The organism is Streptomyces sp. NPDC006552 (assembly GCF_040611655.1).
In the GTDB taxonomy this organism is placed as follows: domain Bacteria; phylum Actinomycetota; class Actinomycetes; order Streptomycetales; family Streptomycetaceae; genus Streptomyces.
Genome location: NZ_JBEXOS010000014.1, coordinates 47,681 through 59,918, shown reverse-complemented (window position 1 = coordinate 59,918; position 12,238 = coordinate 47,681). Strand labels below are relative to the sequence as shown.

General features: G+C 71.2%; 13 protein-coding genes and 3 tRNA genes. 13 read left to right on the top strand and 3 right to left on the bottom strand.

Features of this window, described 5'->3' with window-relative positions; genetic code table 11:
* Nucleotides 1-73 precede the first annotated feature (73 nt).
* Entirely contained in the window at nucleotides 74-562 is a 489-nt protein-coding gene (locus ABZY33_RS11500) for a YajQ family cyclic di-GMP-binding protein (protein ID WP_018528313.1), read from the bottom strand.
* 214 nt (nucleotides 563-776) lie between these two features.
* Between ABZY33_RS11500 and ABZY33_RS11495 the strand changes: the two genes are divergently transcribed.
* The 5 genes from ABZY33_RS11495 (at nucleotide 777) to ABZY33_RS11475 (ending at nucleotide 5,782) form a co-directional block, all read left to right on the top strand.
* A tRNA-Tyr gene (locus tag ABZY33_RS11495) sits at nucleotides 777-858 on the top strand.
* A 404-nt stretch (nucleotides 859-1,262) separates the two neighbouring features.
* Nucleotides 1,263-3,206, top strand: a complete 1,944-nt coding sequence (locus ABZY33_RS11490) for a RiPP maturation radical SAM C-methyltransferase (RefSeq protein WP_356491304.1) — start codon at nucleotides 1,263-1,265, stop codon at nucleotides 3,204-3,206.
* Nucleotides 3,203-3,862, top strand: coding sequence for a DUF5825 family protein (locus ABZY33_RS11485; protein ID WP_356491303.1), 660 nt, complete (start codon nucleotides 3,203-3,205; stop codon nucleotides 3,860-3,862). Before ABZY33_RS11490 ends, ABZY33_RS11485 begins: the two co-directional genes overlap by 4 nt.
* Nucleotides 3,863-3,865: 3 nt before the next feature.
* On the top strand, nucleotides 3,866-5,368 hold the full coding sequence (locus ABZY33_RS11480) for an MFS transporter (protein WP_356491302.1): 1,503 nt from the start codon (nucleotides 3,866-3,868) through the stop codon (nucleotides 5,366-5,368).
* Between the two features lie 171 nt (nucleotides 5,369-5,539).
* Nucleotides 5,540-5,782, top strand: coding sequence for a hypothetical protein (locus ABZY33_RS11475; protein ID WP_356491301.1), 243 nt, complete (start codon nucleotides 5,540-5,542; stop codon nucleotides 5,780-5,782).
* Between the two features lie 114 nt (nucleotides 5,783-5,896).
* Here ABZY33_RS11475 and ABZY33_RS11470 read toward each other — a convergent pair whose 3' ends face one another.
* Both ABZY33_RS11470 and ABZY33_RS11465 read right to left on the bottom strand, forming a co-directional pair.
* Nucleotides 5,897-6,553 (bottom strand): SDR family oxidoreductase, encoded by a 657-nt coding sequence (locus ABZY33_RS11470; RefSeq protein ID WP_356491300.1) that lies wholly within the window; start codon nucleotides 6,551-6,553, stop codon nucleotides 5,897-5,899.
* Nucleotides 6,554-6,652: 99 nt separating this feature from the next.
* Entirely contained in the window at nucleotides 6,653-7,924 is a 1,272-nt protein-coding gene (locus ABZY33_RS11465; protein ID WP_356491299.1) for an amidohydrolase family protein, read from the bottom strand.
* A gap of 192 nt (nucleotides 7,925-8,116) precedes the next feature.
* On the opposite strand from ABZY33_RS11465, the gene ABZY33_RS11460 reads away from it, so the two are divergent.
* From ABZY33_RS11460 to ABZY33_RS11425, 8 genes are all read left to right on the top strand, one after another.
* Nucleotides 8,117-8,189 (top strand) — tRNA-Thr (locus ABZY33_RS11460).
* A 46-nt stretch (nucleotides 8,190-8,235) separates the two neighbouring features.
* Nucleotides 8,236-8,308 (top strand) — tRNA-Met (locus tag ABZY33_RS11455).
* 90 nt (nucleotides 8,309-8,398) lie between these two features.
* Nucleotides 8,399-8,563 (top strand): 50S ribosomal protein L33, encoded by a 165-nt coding sequence (gene rpmG / locus ABZY33_RS11450; protein WP_004571794.1) that lies wholly within the window; start codon nucleotides 8,399-8,401, stop codon nucleotides 8,561-8,563.
* A 76-nt stretch (nucleotides 8,564-8,639) separates the two neighbouring features.
* On the top strand, nucleotides 8,640-9,092 hold the full coding sequence (locus ABZY33_RS11445) for a MaoC family dehydratase N-terminal domain-containing protein (RefSeq protein ID WP_356491298.1): 453 nt from the start codon (nucleotides 8,640-8,642) through the stop codon (nucleotides 9,090-9,092).
* 2 nt (nucleotides 9,093-9,094) lie between these two features.
* Nucleotides 9,095-9,523 (top strand): MaoC family dehydratase, encoded by a 429-nt coding sequence (locus tag ABZY33_RS11440; protein WP_356491297.1) that lies wholly within the window; start codon nucleotides 9,095-9,097, stop codon nucleotides 9,521-9,523.
* 140 nt (nucleotides 9,524-9,663) lie between these two features.
* Nucleotides 9,664-10,221 carry a helix-turn-helix domain-containing protein gene (locus ABZY33_RS11435; RefSeq protein WP_356491296.1) on the top strand — a complete coding sequence of 186 codons (558 nt, stop codon included), beginning with the start codon at nucleotides 9,664-9,666 and terminating at the stop codon, nucleotides 10,219-10,221.
* An 82-nt stretch (nucleotides 10,222-10,303) separates the two neighbouring features.
* A complete protein-coding gene (locus ABZY33_RS11430) occupies nucleotides 10,304-11,743 on the top strand; it encodes an MFS transporter (RefSeq protein WP_356491295.1) in 1,440 nt (479 codons plus the stop codon).
* A gap of 50 nt (nucleotides 11,744-11,793) precedes the next feature.
* Complete coding sequence (locus ABZY33_RS11425; RefSeq protein WP_356491294.1) at nucleotides 11,794-12,174, top strand: DUF3291 domain-containing protein; 381 nt, start codon at nucleotides 11,794-11,796, stop codon at nucleotides 12,172-12,174.
* Nucleotides 12,175-12,238 lie beyond the last annotated feature (64 nt).

The following is a 12,238-nucleotide window of genomic DNA, read 5'->3' as shown; positions in this document are numbered from 1 at the left end:
GCCGCCCCTTCGTCCCCATAGGCGAGGAAAGCGTCCCTGTAGGCGAGGAAACTCCCGGCGCCTACGCACGCACCTACCGGTAGTTCACGAACTGCAGCGCGAAGTCGAAGTCCTGGCCCTTGAGCAGCGCCTGCACGGCCTGCAGGTCGTCACGGCTCTTGGAGCTGACCCGCAGCTCCTCGCCCTGCACCTGCGCCTTGACGCCCTTGGGGCCCTCGTCGCGGATGATCTTCGCCACCTTCTTGGCGTTCTCCTGGGAGATGCCCTCCTCGATGGAGGCGAAGATCTTGTACTCCTTGCCGGACAGCTGCGGCTCACCGGCGTCCAGCGCCTTCAGCGAGATGCCCCGCTTGATCAGCTTGGACTGGAAGACGTCGAGGATGGCCTTGACCCGCTCCTCGGAGTTGGCCTCCATCAGGATCTTCTCGCCTGACCAGGAGATGGAGGCGCCCACGTTCTTGAAGTCGTAGCGCTGCGAGATCTCCTTGCCGGCCTGGTTGAGGGCGTTGTCGACCTCCTGCCGCTCGACCTTCGAGACGATGTCGAAACTGGAGTCGGCCATGTCCTGTGGCTCCTTGTATCGGGGACTGATCGGTTTCCGATCGGGTTCTGGTCCGGCGCTCGCCGAAGCGGTGGCGCCGCGTGCAAAGCCTAGCCACCGCCCGGCGCCCCACCGTCGATCAATCGGGTGGCGAAGCACCCCCGCGCATCAGGTATTGTTTACGTCGTTGCCAGCGAGCACCGCCACCGAGCGGGGCCCGGGGCAGCGAACCCAAGGCGGTGTGCCCGAGCGGCCAAAGGGAGCAGACTGTAAATCTGCCGGCTTCGCCTTCCCAGGTTCGAATCCTGGCGCCGCCACACTTGGGGGAAGCCCCCTCCGGATTCCGGAGGGGGCTTCGTCGTGTTCCAGGCTCTTCGGTGGCGCCCGCCCTCAGGGCCCGCGTCAGCCCTTTAGGCGCTCCCCGGCCCCTGGGGCCCCACCCCTCGACGTTCCGGCCCTCTCGGGGCCGCACGCGGCCGTCCCGCCCCTGTGTGGCGGGCCCTCCGTCGCTCCGTGGCTCTGTGCAACCAGCACCCTTGTGTGACGCATGGTGCAGCTTTAGGGTGAACCGCCTTATTGCATACGGGTGTTCGAGCCCGAGGGGGCGAGGGGGAGGCATGGAGATCAAGAAGACCGTGATCCGTGAGGAAGAACGCACCAACCGCAGGCCGGCCATCATGGAGAAGCGGCCGACCCGCTGAGCTATCAAGAAGAGGGCGGCATGCGCGTTCAGCTGGTGACCATGCCCTGGCACCCGATCGATCTGCCCTCTCTTCAGGTGGGCCTGCTGCACCAGCTGCTGCGGCAGGTCCGCCCCGGCGACGAGGTGCGCGAGTTCCACGGCTCACTGCGCTGGGCGGAGTTCCTGCTCGCCCGCACCGAGGGCCGGCTGCGCCCCGGTGACTACGAAGCGATCGGCAGCGACTCGATCTTCCACGGGCTCGGCGACTGGGTCTTCTCCGGAGTGCTCTACGAGGACGAGAACTGGGGCGTCGAAAAGCTCCACACGTACGCGCGCGGGCGCCGGCTCTGTGCCGACACGCTCGACACCGTCTCCCGGATGCGGGAGCACGCCGCCGCGTACATCGAGCGGTGCGCGGACGAGGTGCTCGCCCACGACCCCGATGTCGCCGGGTTCACCAGCACCTTCATGCAGAACGTGCCCTCCCTCGCCCTCGCCCGGGAACTCAAACGCCGCCGCCCCGGCCTCACCGTCGTCTTCGGCGGCAGCAACTGCGACGGCCCCATGGGCCACGCCCTGCACCGCAACCATCCCTACGTCGACCATGTGGTGCGCGGCGAGGGGGAGTACGCCTTCCCCGCCCTCCTGGCCCACCTGGACGCGGGGACGGCCCCCGACGACGTACCGGGCCTGTGCTGGTGGGACGGCTCCCAGAAGCCCGCGGTGTCCCGTGCCAACACCGAGACCCGCCGCACCGTGGCTCCCGCCGACATCCCCTCGCCCGACTACGACCAGTGGCAGGCGGAGATCGAGGCCTCGCCGGTCATCGAGTACGTGTACCCGAAACTGGTCGTCGAAGGGGCCCGCGGCTGCTGGTGGGGCGAGAAGCACCATTGCACCTTCTGCGGGCTCAACGGCACCGCCATGGCCTTCCGGTCCAAACCTGGCGAGCGCCTGTGGAGCGAGATCGACCGGCTGGTGCGCCGCCACCGCCTCCTCGACGTCGTCACCGTCGACAACATCATCGACATGGCGTACTTCAAGGATTTCCTGCCGCGCGCGGCCCAGAGCGGCTGGGACCTGCGCATGCACTACGAAGTGAAGTCCAACCTCAGCCGGGAACAGATCGCCCTGCTCGGCGAGGCCGGAGCGGTCCTGCTCCAGCCCGGCATCGAGAGCCTCAGTGACCGCGTCCTCGCCCTCATGGACAAAGGCGTCACCGGCGCCCGCAACATCCGTACGCTGCGTGAGTTCGACAACCACGCGATCACCTGCACGTGGAACTACCTCTACGGCTTCCCGGGCGAGACCGCGGAGGACTACGCGCGCGTGCTCGACCAGATGCCGGCCCTCGTCCACCTCCAGCCGCCCGGCGGCGCCCACCGCATCCAGCTGGAACGCTTCAGCCCGCACTTCACGAACCCCGCCCTCGGCTTCGCCGCACGCCGCCCCGCCGAGATGTACGGCCATGTCTACGACCTGCCGGAAGACGAACTCGCCGACCTGGTCTACCTGTTCGACACCGAGGACGCCGGTATCGGCGGGGACGTGGAGAGGCGGCTCCTGGAAGCCGTCGCACAGTGGCGGGCCGGGCACGGCATGTCCTCCCTCGTCGTGGAGGAGACGGGCGACGACAAGGACGCCCTCCTGGTACGCGACCGGCGGCACGGCTGGCCGCACCGCACCTACTGGTTCAACGGCTGGCAGGCCGCCGCCCTGCGTCACCTGGAGGAGGGCCGCACCGAACCCGCCCTCCACCGCAGACTGACCGCAGACGGCCACGAGGTCCCCGCCGAGGAGGTACACGGATGGCTCGCCGACGCCCTCGCGCTCGGCCTGCTCTTCCGCGACGGCCGCACGTACGTCTCCCTGCCGACCCGGACCGTACCGATCCGCGTCGACCGCGAGATCGGCGCCGTACCGGCCGAACCGCTGTCGGCAGCACAGGAGTTCGCCTCCACGTCCGGGACGGTGACCGGATGACCGGCCATGCGGACCTACCGCGAACCGTCCCCCACCGCATCCAAGGCACCGACGTCCACGTGGCCGAGCCGCTGCCGCTGACACTGCCGCTGCCAGGAGGCTCGGGCGGGGACAGGGACGGGGATGGAGACGGGGACGGCGGCTCGTATGCGGAGGGCCGCGCCACCACCCAAGCCGTCCAGTTCCTGCGCGAGTGCCTGAGCCACGGGCTGCGTGTTACGTATGACGTCGCACGGCCCGCCAGGCGCCCCGAGCCCGACTCCACGCCTGATACGTATAACCTCCACGCGCTCAATCTCCGCGCTCTGCGTCATCTACCACCGCCCGCCGAACACCCGGAAGAGCACGCCGAGTTGACGGCCTGGCGGACGGGACACGCCTACGGGATGCTCTACCACCGCCGAGGCCCCGACTTCGTCACCGTCATGGACCGCAGGGAACGCCCCGCCTCGGTCCGCTTCACCCTCGACCACCCCGACCTCCTGGGCGCCTTCGACGCGCTGCACGAGGCCACGCCGCTCGACGCGCTCACGCCCGTGCAGCGAGAGGCGGCCGAACTGCTCGCCGCCGAACGGCTCGTGCTGATCGCCGACGGCTGGGCGGTGGCGCTGCCGCCACGGCTGCGCCGCTGGCCCGTGCCGTGCACCGGGATCTGACGGGTGAGTACGGGCACGGACACGGGGACGGCGGACGACAGCTCCCTGTGGCGGCACCGTCCGTTCCTGCTGCTCTGCGGCGAGCAGATCGCCAGTTCGCTGGGGCGGCAGATCACCGCCCTGGCCCTGGCGCTGCTGGCAGTGACGGGCCTGGACGCGGGACCGTTCGGAGCGGCCTCGGTGCTCGCCCTGACGTACCTGCCCGGCGCCGTGCTGAGCCCGCTCGCCGGGGTCCTCGTCGACCGGGTGCGCCTGCGGAACCTGCTCGCCGCGCTCACCCTTGCGCAGGCCCTCGTCGTCGGGTCCGTCCCGGCCGCGCACACGGCGGGGCACCTGACCCGCGGGCATCTGTACCTCGTCGCCGCCGTCTCCGGCGCCCTGACCTTCACTCTCTCGGTGGCACTCCAGGCGGCGCTGCCCCGCGTCGTCCCGCCCGGCCGGCTGCTCGGCGCCAACTCCGCGCTGACGGCGGCCCGGACGAGCGGGCAGATCGGCGGCCCCGCGCTCGGCGGCGTCCTGGCCGGCTTCGCCGGTCCGGCCCCGGCCCTGTTCGCGGGCAGCGCGGCCTACACGGCGGAGGCACTCCTCGTGCTCACCCTGCCGGCCGCGCTCAACATACGGGGGACGCACAGCAACGACTCTCCCCTGGACGCCCTGCGCTCGGGTCTTGCCGTCGTCCGTACCCATCCGCGTCTGCGCCGCATGGTCGCGTCCGGCGCGGGCCTCAACCTCGGCAGCGGCGCCGCCACCGCCCTCTACGTCTTCTATGCGGCTCGTGAACTGCGCCTGCACGCTTGGCAGGTAGGGGCCACATACGCCGTCTACAGTGCGGCCACGGTCATAGGCGCGCTGCTCGCCGGACGGTTCGCCCGCACCACGGGGCTGTGGCACGCCACCCAGGTGTGCGGCCTGGTCGCCGGCGCCGCGGTCTTCCTGATCCCGGCCGCTTCGCTCGGCCCCGCGTTCGTGCTGCTGCTCGCCTACCAAGTCATCTACGGGCTCTCCGGCACCGTCTGGATGATCTCCATGACGACGACGCAACAACAGTTCACCCCGGACGAGTTGCAGGGCAGGGTCGCCGGGCTGGTGCAGGCCGTACTGCTGGCGACCGTGCCGGCCGGGGCGTTCGCGGGCGGCGCGCTGGCCGCCTGGTTCGGCAATGTGCCGGTCCTGCTGGGCGCGGCGACGGCCGCACTTGCCTCGGCGGCAACCCTCTGGGCGCCGGTACGGACCACCGCGGCCGCTGCGACGGGTGCGGCGGCTCCAGCGGGATCACTGGGCTCGGCGGGGTCGCCCAGGTCGGAGTCACACAGCGCCGACCACGCGGGCCCGTCGGGGCCAGTGAACCCGTGGGCTCAGGCGGCCCTGACTGATCCTGCGGAGTCACGCGGCCCTGACCATGCAGGCTCGTCGGGGTCGGCGAACCCGCTGGCCCAGACAGCCCCGTCAGACCCTGCGGAGTCACACGGCGGCCGCGCCGACCACCCACCCACGATGAGCCCGTGAACCCGAAGCCCGAGGGGCCAGGCGGTCCTGACAGACCCCGTGGCCCCCATGACCCGGGCTGGCCGCCGGGCTCGCCCGGAGACCTCCCGAGACGGCCCTGACGGACTGGGAGGCCGCAACTGCGCGCGGGTCCACCGTGTGCCCGGTCCGATCACGACGCAGACTTGACCCATGTCTTCGCCATCCACGTCGACCGCGTCCGCAGCCTCCCGCCGCCGCACCTGCCCCGAGTGCCGACGCGACATCGCCGTCGTCGGCGGCCGCTTCGCCCGCCACGACCCACCGGGGGCCCGCGCCGCGGGCGAGCTGGTCTCCTGCCCCGGCTCCCGCCGCAGGGCGCAGCTCGGCGCGGTGCAGGACACGCTGGACGGCTACGCGGTCCCCCGCGTGCCCGGGCAGCTGCCGCTCTTCTGAGTTCGGGCCTCTACGGAGCTGCACCGTCCGACGCGTGCCCGGGCAGCCACCGCTCTTCTGAATTCCGGCCCCCTACGAGAGCGGGGCCGGCCTTCAGCGGCGTACGGGGATGACTCAGTTCCCGGCGACCGACTTCACGGCCACCGTCACCGGCGCCGAACCAGAGACCAGTTCGAGCGTCAGGCCCGCCGTGGCGGGGGTGTCCACCAGCTCGGCGATGACCGCGGCCACATCGTCACGCGGAACCGATCCGCGCCCGGTCGAGGCCTCCAGGCGGACCAGTCCGGTGCCCGCGTCGTCGGTGAGGGACCCGGGCCGCAGGATGGTCCAGTCCAGGCCCGTGCGGCGGCGTACGTCGTCGTCGGCCGCGCCCTTGGCACGCAGGTACACGTCGAAGATCTCGTCGCCCTGGTGCGCGGAGTCCGCGCCCATCGACGAGATCACGATGTACCGGCGCACCCCGGCCCGCTCCGCCGCGTCGGCGAAGAGCACGGCGGCGTCCCGGTCGACGGTGTCCTTACGGGCGGTGCCGCTGCCCGGCCCCGCGCCCGCCGCGAAGACGGCCGCGTCCGCCCCCTGGAGGTGCGCCGCGACCTCCTCCACGGACGCCGACTCCAAGTCGCACAGCACCGGCTCCGCACCGGCGGCGCGCAGATCGTCGCCCTGCTCGGGGTTGCGAATGATCCCCGCTGCTTCGTCACCGCGCGCGGAGAGCACCCGCTCCAGCCGCAGCGCGATCTGACCGTGACCTCCTGCAATGACAATGCGCATGCTTCCGACCGTACGCCCGGCGACGGCAGTTCACCGCGCAACCACCTCCGGGGCTCGCCGCCCGACCGCCCGTCTCGCCCCGCCCGTACATGTGGCGCGCTAAGCCGGGCCGCCTCCCTCGTACTTGGCCGTCCTTCCTTGCCGGGGCAGATCGAGCGCCACGGCGGCCGCGGAGTCGCAGTACTCCCGTACGGCGCTGGTCCGCGCCACCACCCGCCCCCGGTGCACGACGATGCGGCTGTAGGCGAGCGACAACGCGGCGGACAGCCGTTCGCCGCGTACCGCGAGCAGCTCCGCGGGGAAGCCCGCCTCCAGGCGCACCTCCGGCAGCCCCATCGCCGCCCTGGCCGCCGAACTCACCGCTTCGTACGCGTCCTCGGCCCGTAGCCCGTGACGGGAGGCCAGCAGGTAGGCGGCCTCCAGAGGGTCGCCCCGGCCCACCGGGTTCGACAGGTCCCGCAGGGCCCCGCTGCCCGCCGCCACGCGCACCCCGGCCGCGCGCAGCAGGCGGACCGGCGCGACGTCCCGGCTGTCCACCCCCGCGCAGCCGCTCTGCGGCAGGCACACGGCCATCACCCCGGCCGAGGCGAGCCGGTCCACGGTGCGTCGCGCCGCCTCGCCCTGCACCCGCGCGAGGCCGCCCAGAGGTCCCACGACGACCCCGGAACGCAGCCCGGCCGCGGCCGCCGCGAGCCGGCCGAGCCGTACCGGGTCGGCCCCGTCCGTGTGCAGGTCCACCGGGCAGCCGTGCTCGGCGGCGACCTCAAGTACCGCCTCTACGTAACCGGTCGGGTCGGGGTCCAGGTCGGGGCAACCGCCTACTACGGATGCGCCCATCTTCACCGCGTCCCGCAACATCGCGAGCCCGTCCGCCCCGGCGAGGCCGGTCAGCAACCGGGGCATCGCCACCGTCCGCAGATCCGCGAGCCCCACCAGCGAACGCCGCGCCTTCAGGGCGGCCTCCATCGAACCGAGCCCCTCCATGTCGCCGATCCGCACATGGGAGCGCAACGCGGTGGCACCGTGCCCGAGTTGCAGCAGCGCGGACTCGGTGGCGCGCCGCTGGACGTCCCCGGCGTCGTAGGAGACGGGTCCGTCGCAGTCGGCGGACAGGGCCGTGTCGCCGTGGGCGTGCGGCTCGGCGGGGGCGGGCAGCAGGAGGTAGCCGGAGAGGTCCACGCGCGCGGTGCGGGCGGTCAGGCTGCCGACCGTGCCGACCGCCTCGATGCGCCCGCCGCCCAGCCGCACGTCCACGGTCCTGCCGTCGGCGAGCCGGGCGCCGCACAGCAACAGGCCGGAGCCGTCGGGCGCGTCGCCTGGAGAGCCGGGGGAGCCGGGGGAGGGGGGCTGCTGAGGCGGGGTGTCGGGCATCGCGCTCCAGAGGGCTCGTCGGACTCGTGCTGCGGGCAAGATCACGCAGGGGTGGGACGAGCCTAGGACGGCGGCGAGGGAGCTTCACGGAGGCCGAATTAGTCGTACAGATGGGGTCCGTGAGGCGGCCGCGTCACGGACCCCAAACGGATTTGGGCGTCGGCGCGCAACCGTGTAATGTCTTCATCGCTCGCCCCAATAGCTCAGTCGGTAGAGCGTCTCCATGGTAAGGAGAAGGTCTGCGGTTCGATTCCGCATTGGGGCTCTGGTGTGAAGTTCCCTCACCTCCGGGTGAGGGGTCATCGCATCACAGCGGTGTAGCTCAGTCGGTAGAGCAAGCGGCTCATAATCGCTGTGTCACCGGTTCAAGTCCGGTCACCGCTACTGACAGTAGCCGATTGTGGGGTCTGTCCTTCGGTCGGCTACTCTTTTATGCGTTGAACCTGTCCCATCCGTTCGTCAAGGAGCACTCACGTGGCTGCCACAGACGTCCGCCCGAAGATCACGCTGGCCTGCGTGGAGTGCAAGGAGCGGAACTACATCACCAAGAAGAACCGGCGTAACGACCCGGACCGACTGGAGATGAAGAAGCACTGCCCGCGTTGCAACGCGCACACCGCGCACCGCGAAACGCGATAAATCAGGCTTGTACTCGAGGCCGTCCCCGTAAGGGGGCGGCCTCGAGTCGTTGACACACCCAGGAGGTGCCGAGTCCATGGCGCTCGACCAGTCCTTCGTGGGGCGGACCTACCCGCCCACCGCCCCGTACGAGGTCGGCCGGGAGAAGATCCGTGAGTTCGCCGAGGCCGTGGGGGACGCCAACCCCGCCTACGTCGACCGCGAGGCCGCCCAGCGACTCGGCCACGTGGACGTGATCGCCCCGCCCACCTTCGTCTTCGCGATCTCCTTCAAGGCCGCCGGCGACGTCGTGCACGACCCGGAGCTGGGGCTCGACTACAGCCGCGTCGTCCACGGCGACCAGAAGTTCGCCTATACGCGCCCGGTGCGCGCGGGCGACAAGTTGACGGTCACCTCGACGATCGAGGGCATCAAGTCCCTCGCGGGCAACGACATCATCGACGTCCGCGGCGAGGTCCACGACGAGGCGGGCGAGCACGTCGTGACCGCCTGGACCAAACTCGTCTCGCGCGCCGCTGAGGGGGCCTGACCATGGCGACGACCATCAAGTACGCGGACGTCGAGGTCGGCACCGAGCTGCCGGCGCAGACCTTCCCCGTGACCCGCGCCACCCTCGTCCAGTACGCGGGCGCCTCCGGTGACTTCAACCCGATCCACTGGAACGAGAAGTTCGCCGTCGAGGTCGGCCTGCCGGACGTGATCGCGCACGGCATGTTCACCATGGCCGAGGCGATCCGCGTCGTCACCGACTGGACCGGCGACCCGGCCGCCGTCGTCGAGTACGGTGTGCGCTTCACCAAGCCGGTCGTCGTCCCGAACGACGACAAGGGCGCCGAGATCGCGGTCAGTGCCAAGGTCGCGGCCAAGCTCGACGACAACCGCGTCCGGGTCGACCTGACCGCCATGAGCGCGGGCCAGAAGGTCCTCGGAATGTCGCGGGCGGTCGTGCAGCTCGCTTAGCAGGGGCCGACCGGCCGCTACGTAGCAGAGAGTAAGGGGCGTCCTCCCGGAGGACGCCCCTTACGTGTGCTCTTGCGCACACTCGTCAGAGTGCACGCGGCCCCTTGACCCAGGTAGTGATTGGCCACTAACTTAGCCGCATGGTCAGGATGAGTGCCGAGGAGCGGCGCGAGAGCGTCATTCGTGCGGCGATGATCGAATTTGCCCGCGGTGGCTACAAGGGGACGTCCACCGAGGCGATCGCCAAGCGCGTCGGGGTGTCGCAGCCCTACCTCTTCCGGCTCTTCCCGGACAAGGAGGCCATCTTCCTCGCGGCGGCCTGGCGCTGTTGCGAACGGACCACCGAGGTGTTCCGCACGGCGTCCGAGGGGCTCGAAGGTGAAGCCGCCCTGCACGCGATGGGGGCGGCGTACCAGGCGCTCATCGCCGACGAGCCCGAAGTGCTGCTCATGCAGATGCAGATGTACGTCGCCGTGGCCTCGGCGGAGGCCGGGGGGGACCGGGAGTTCGGAGAGACGCTGCGGGCCGGCTGGATGGAGATGTACGACACCACCCGCCTCGCGCTGGGGGCGGACGTCGGTGACACCACCCAGTTCCTCGCCTACGGCATGCTCGTCAATGTCCTGGTCTCCATGGGCTTCCCGCCCGACCACCGGGTCTGGACCGGCTTCTACGAGTCGGTGCAGCCGGGGAAGTGAACCCGCGCACCACCACGGTGCGCATCTGCTCGGCCAGAGAAGTTAGTCATCAATAACTAACCATCGATCGCTGGGGGAACCGATGTCAGCAGCACAGCCACACCCGTCCGCACCGCGCGGGGGAGCCGTATGGGCCCTCGTCATCACCAGCGTCGCCGGCTTCATGGCGGCGCTCGACAACCTCGTCGTCACCACCGCCCTGCCCTCCATCCGCACGGACCTCGGCGGCGCCCTCGACGACCTGGAGTGGACGGTCAGCGCCTACACGCTCACCTTCGCCGTGCTGCTGATGTTCGGCGCGGCGCTCGGCGACCGGTTCGGCCGCAGGCGCCTCTTCCTGGTCGGCCTGACCGTGTTCACCGGGGCCTCGGCCGCCGCGGCCCTCGCCACCGGTATCGAGCCGCTCATCGCGGCCCGCGCGGTCCAGGGCGTCGGCGCCGCGATCATGATGCCGCTGACGCTGACCCTGCTGACCGCGGCCGTCCCGGCGGCCAGGCGCGGGATGGCGTACGGCATCTGGGGCGCGGTCAACGGCCTCGCCGTCGCCTCCGGACCGCTCATCGGCGGCAGCCTCACCGAGCACGTCTCCTGGCACTGGATCTTCTGGCTGAACGTTCCGCTGGGCCTCGCGCTGCTGCCCCTCGCCCGGCTGCGCCTGAGCGAGTCCTACGGCTCCGGCGCGCGCCTGGACGTCGTCGGCACCCTGCTCGCCAGCGGCGGCCTCTTCGGCATCGTGTACGCCCTGGTGCGGGCGCCCCGCGACGGATGGAGCAGCCCGGTCGTCCTGATGGGCCTCTTCGCCGGGAGCGCGCTGCTGGCCGGATTCGTCCGCCACGGCATCCACGGCAAGAACCCCATGCTTCCCATGCGGCTGTTCCGCTCCCGCGCCTTCGCCGGCATCAACGCCGCGAGCCTGCTGATGTTCCTCGGCATGTTCGGGTCGATCTTCCTGCTCAGCCAGTTCATGCAGGGCGTGCTCGGCTACTCGCCGACCGAGGCGGGCCTGCGGATGCTGCCGTGGACCGGGATGCCGATGCTCATCGCGCCGGTCGCCGGATACCTCGCCGACCGGATCGGCGGCCGCCCGGTCGTCGCCAGCGGCCTGTTCCTCCAGGCCCTCGGGCTCGCGTACTACGCCCTGACGGTCGCGACCGACGTCTCCTACACCGCCCAGCTGCCCGCGCTCATCATCAGCGGCGTCGGGATGTCCCTGTACTTCGCGCCCGCCTCCCACCTGGTCATGTCCAGCGTCCGGCCGCACGAGCAGGGCATCGCCTCCGGTTCCAACAACGCCCTGCGCGAGGTCGGCGGCGCCCTCGGCATCGCGGTGATGTCCTCGATCTTCGCGGCGCAGGGCGCCTACGACTCCGCGCAGCACTTCGTGGACGGCATACGGCCCGCCTTGTGGGTGGGGGCCGCGGCGGTCGCCGTCGCCGGTGCCGCCACGCTCTGCATCCCGCGACGGACCACCACAGAGGCGGAGCCGGACGTCGAACCGGCTCTCGTCCTGGAAAACGCCTGACATCCGTACGCACCCGACCTGACACCCGTGCGCACTGAAAGGGACCACTCGTGCCGACCTTGCCCTGGACCGTGCCGAACACCCCACCCGCGCGCGCGAAGGCCACCGTCTTCGCCTCCCGCTTCGAGACCCGCACCCTGTGGGGCGCCCTGTACTTCTTCTTCCATACGCCCACGGTCTGGCGCCAGGTGAGCCGCGCCCCCGGCGCCTACGGGGCGAGCCTGAAGGCGCAGCCCCTGAAGCGCACGTTCTGGACCCTCTCCGCCTGGGAGTCGCCCCAGGCGCTGAAGGACTTCGCCGCCCGCGCGCCGCACGGGCCCGTCGCGGCCGGACTGCGCGGGCAGATGCGGTCCGTCACCTACCGCACGTGGCAGGCATCGGCCGAGGAGCTGCCGGTCGGCTGGAAGGACGCCATGCGGCGCTTCCCGTGACCCCCGGCCCACCGCCCGTGCCTCCGGGCCCGGGGACGGCCCCGTCCGAGCGGCGGGGCCGTTC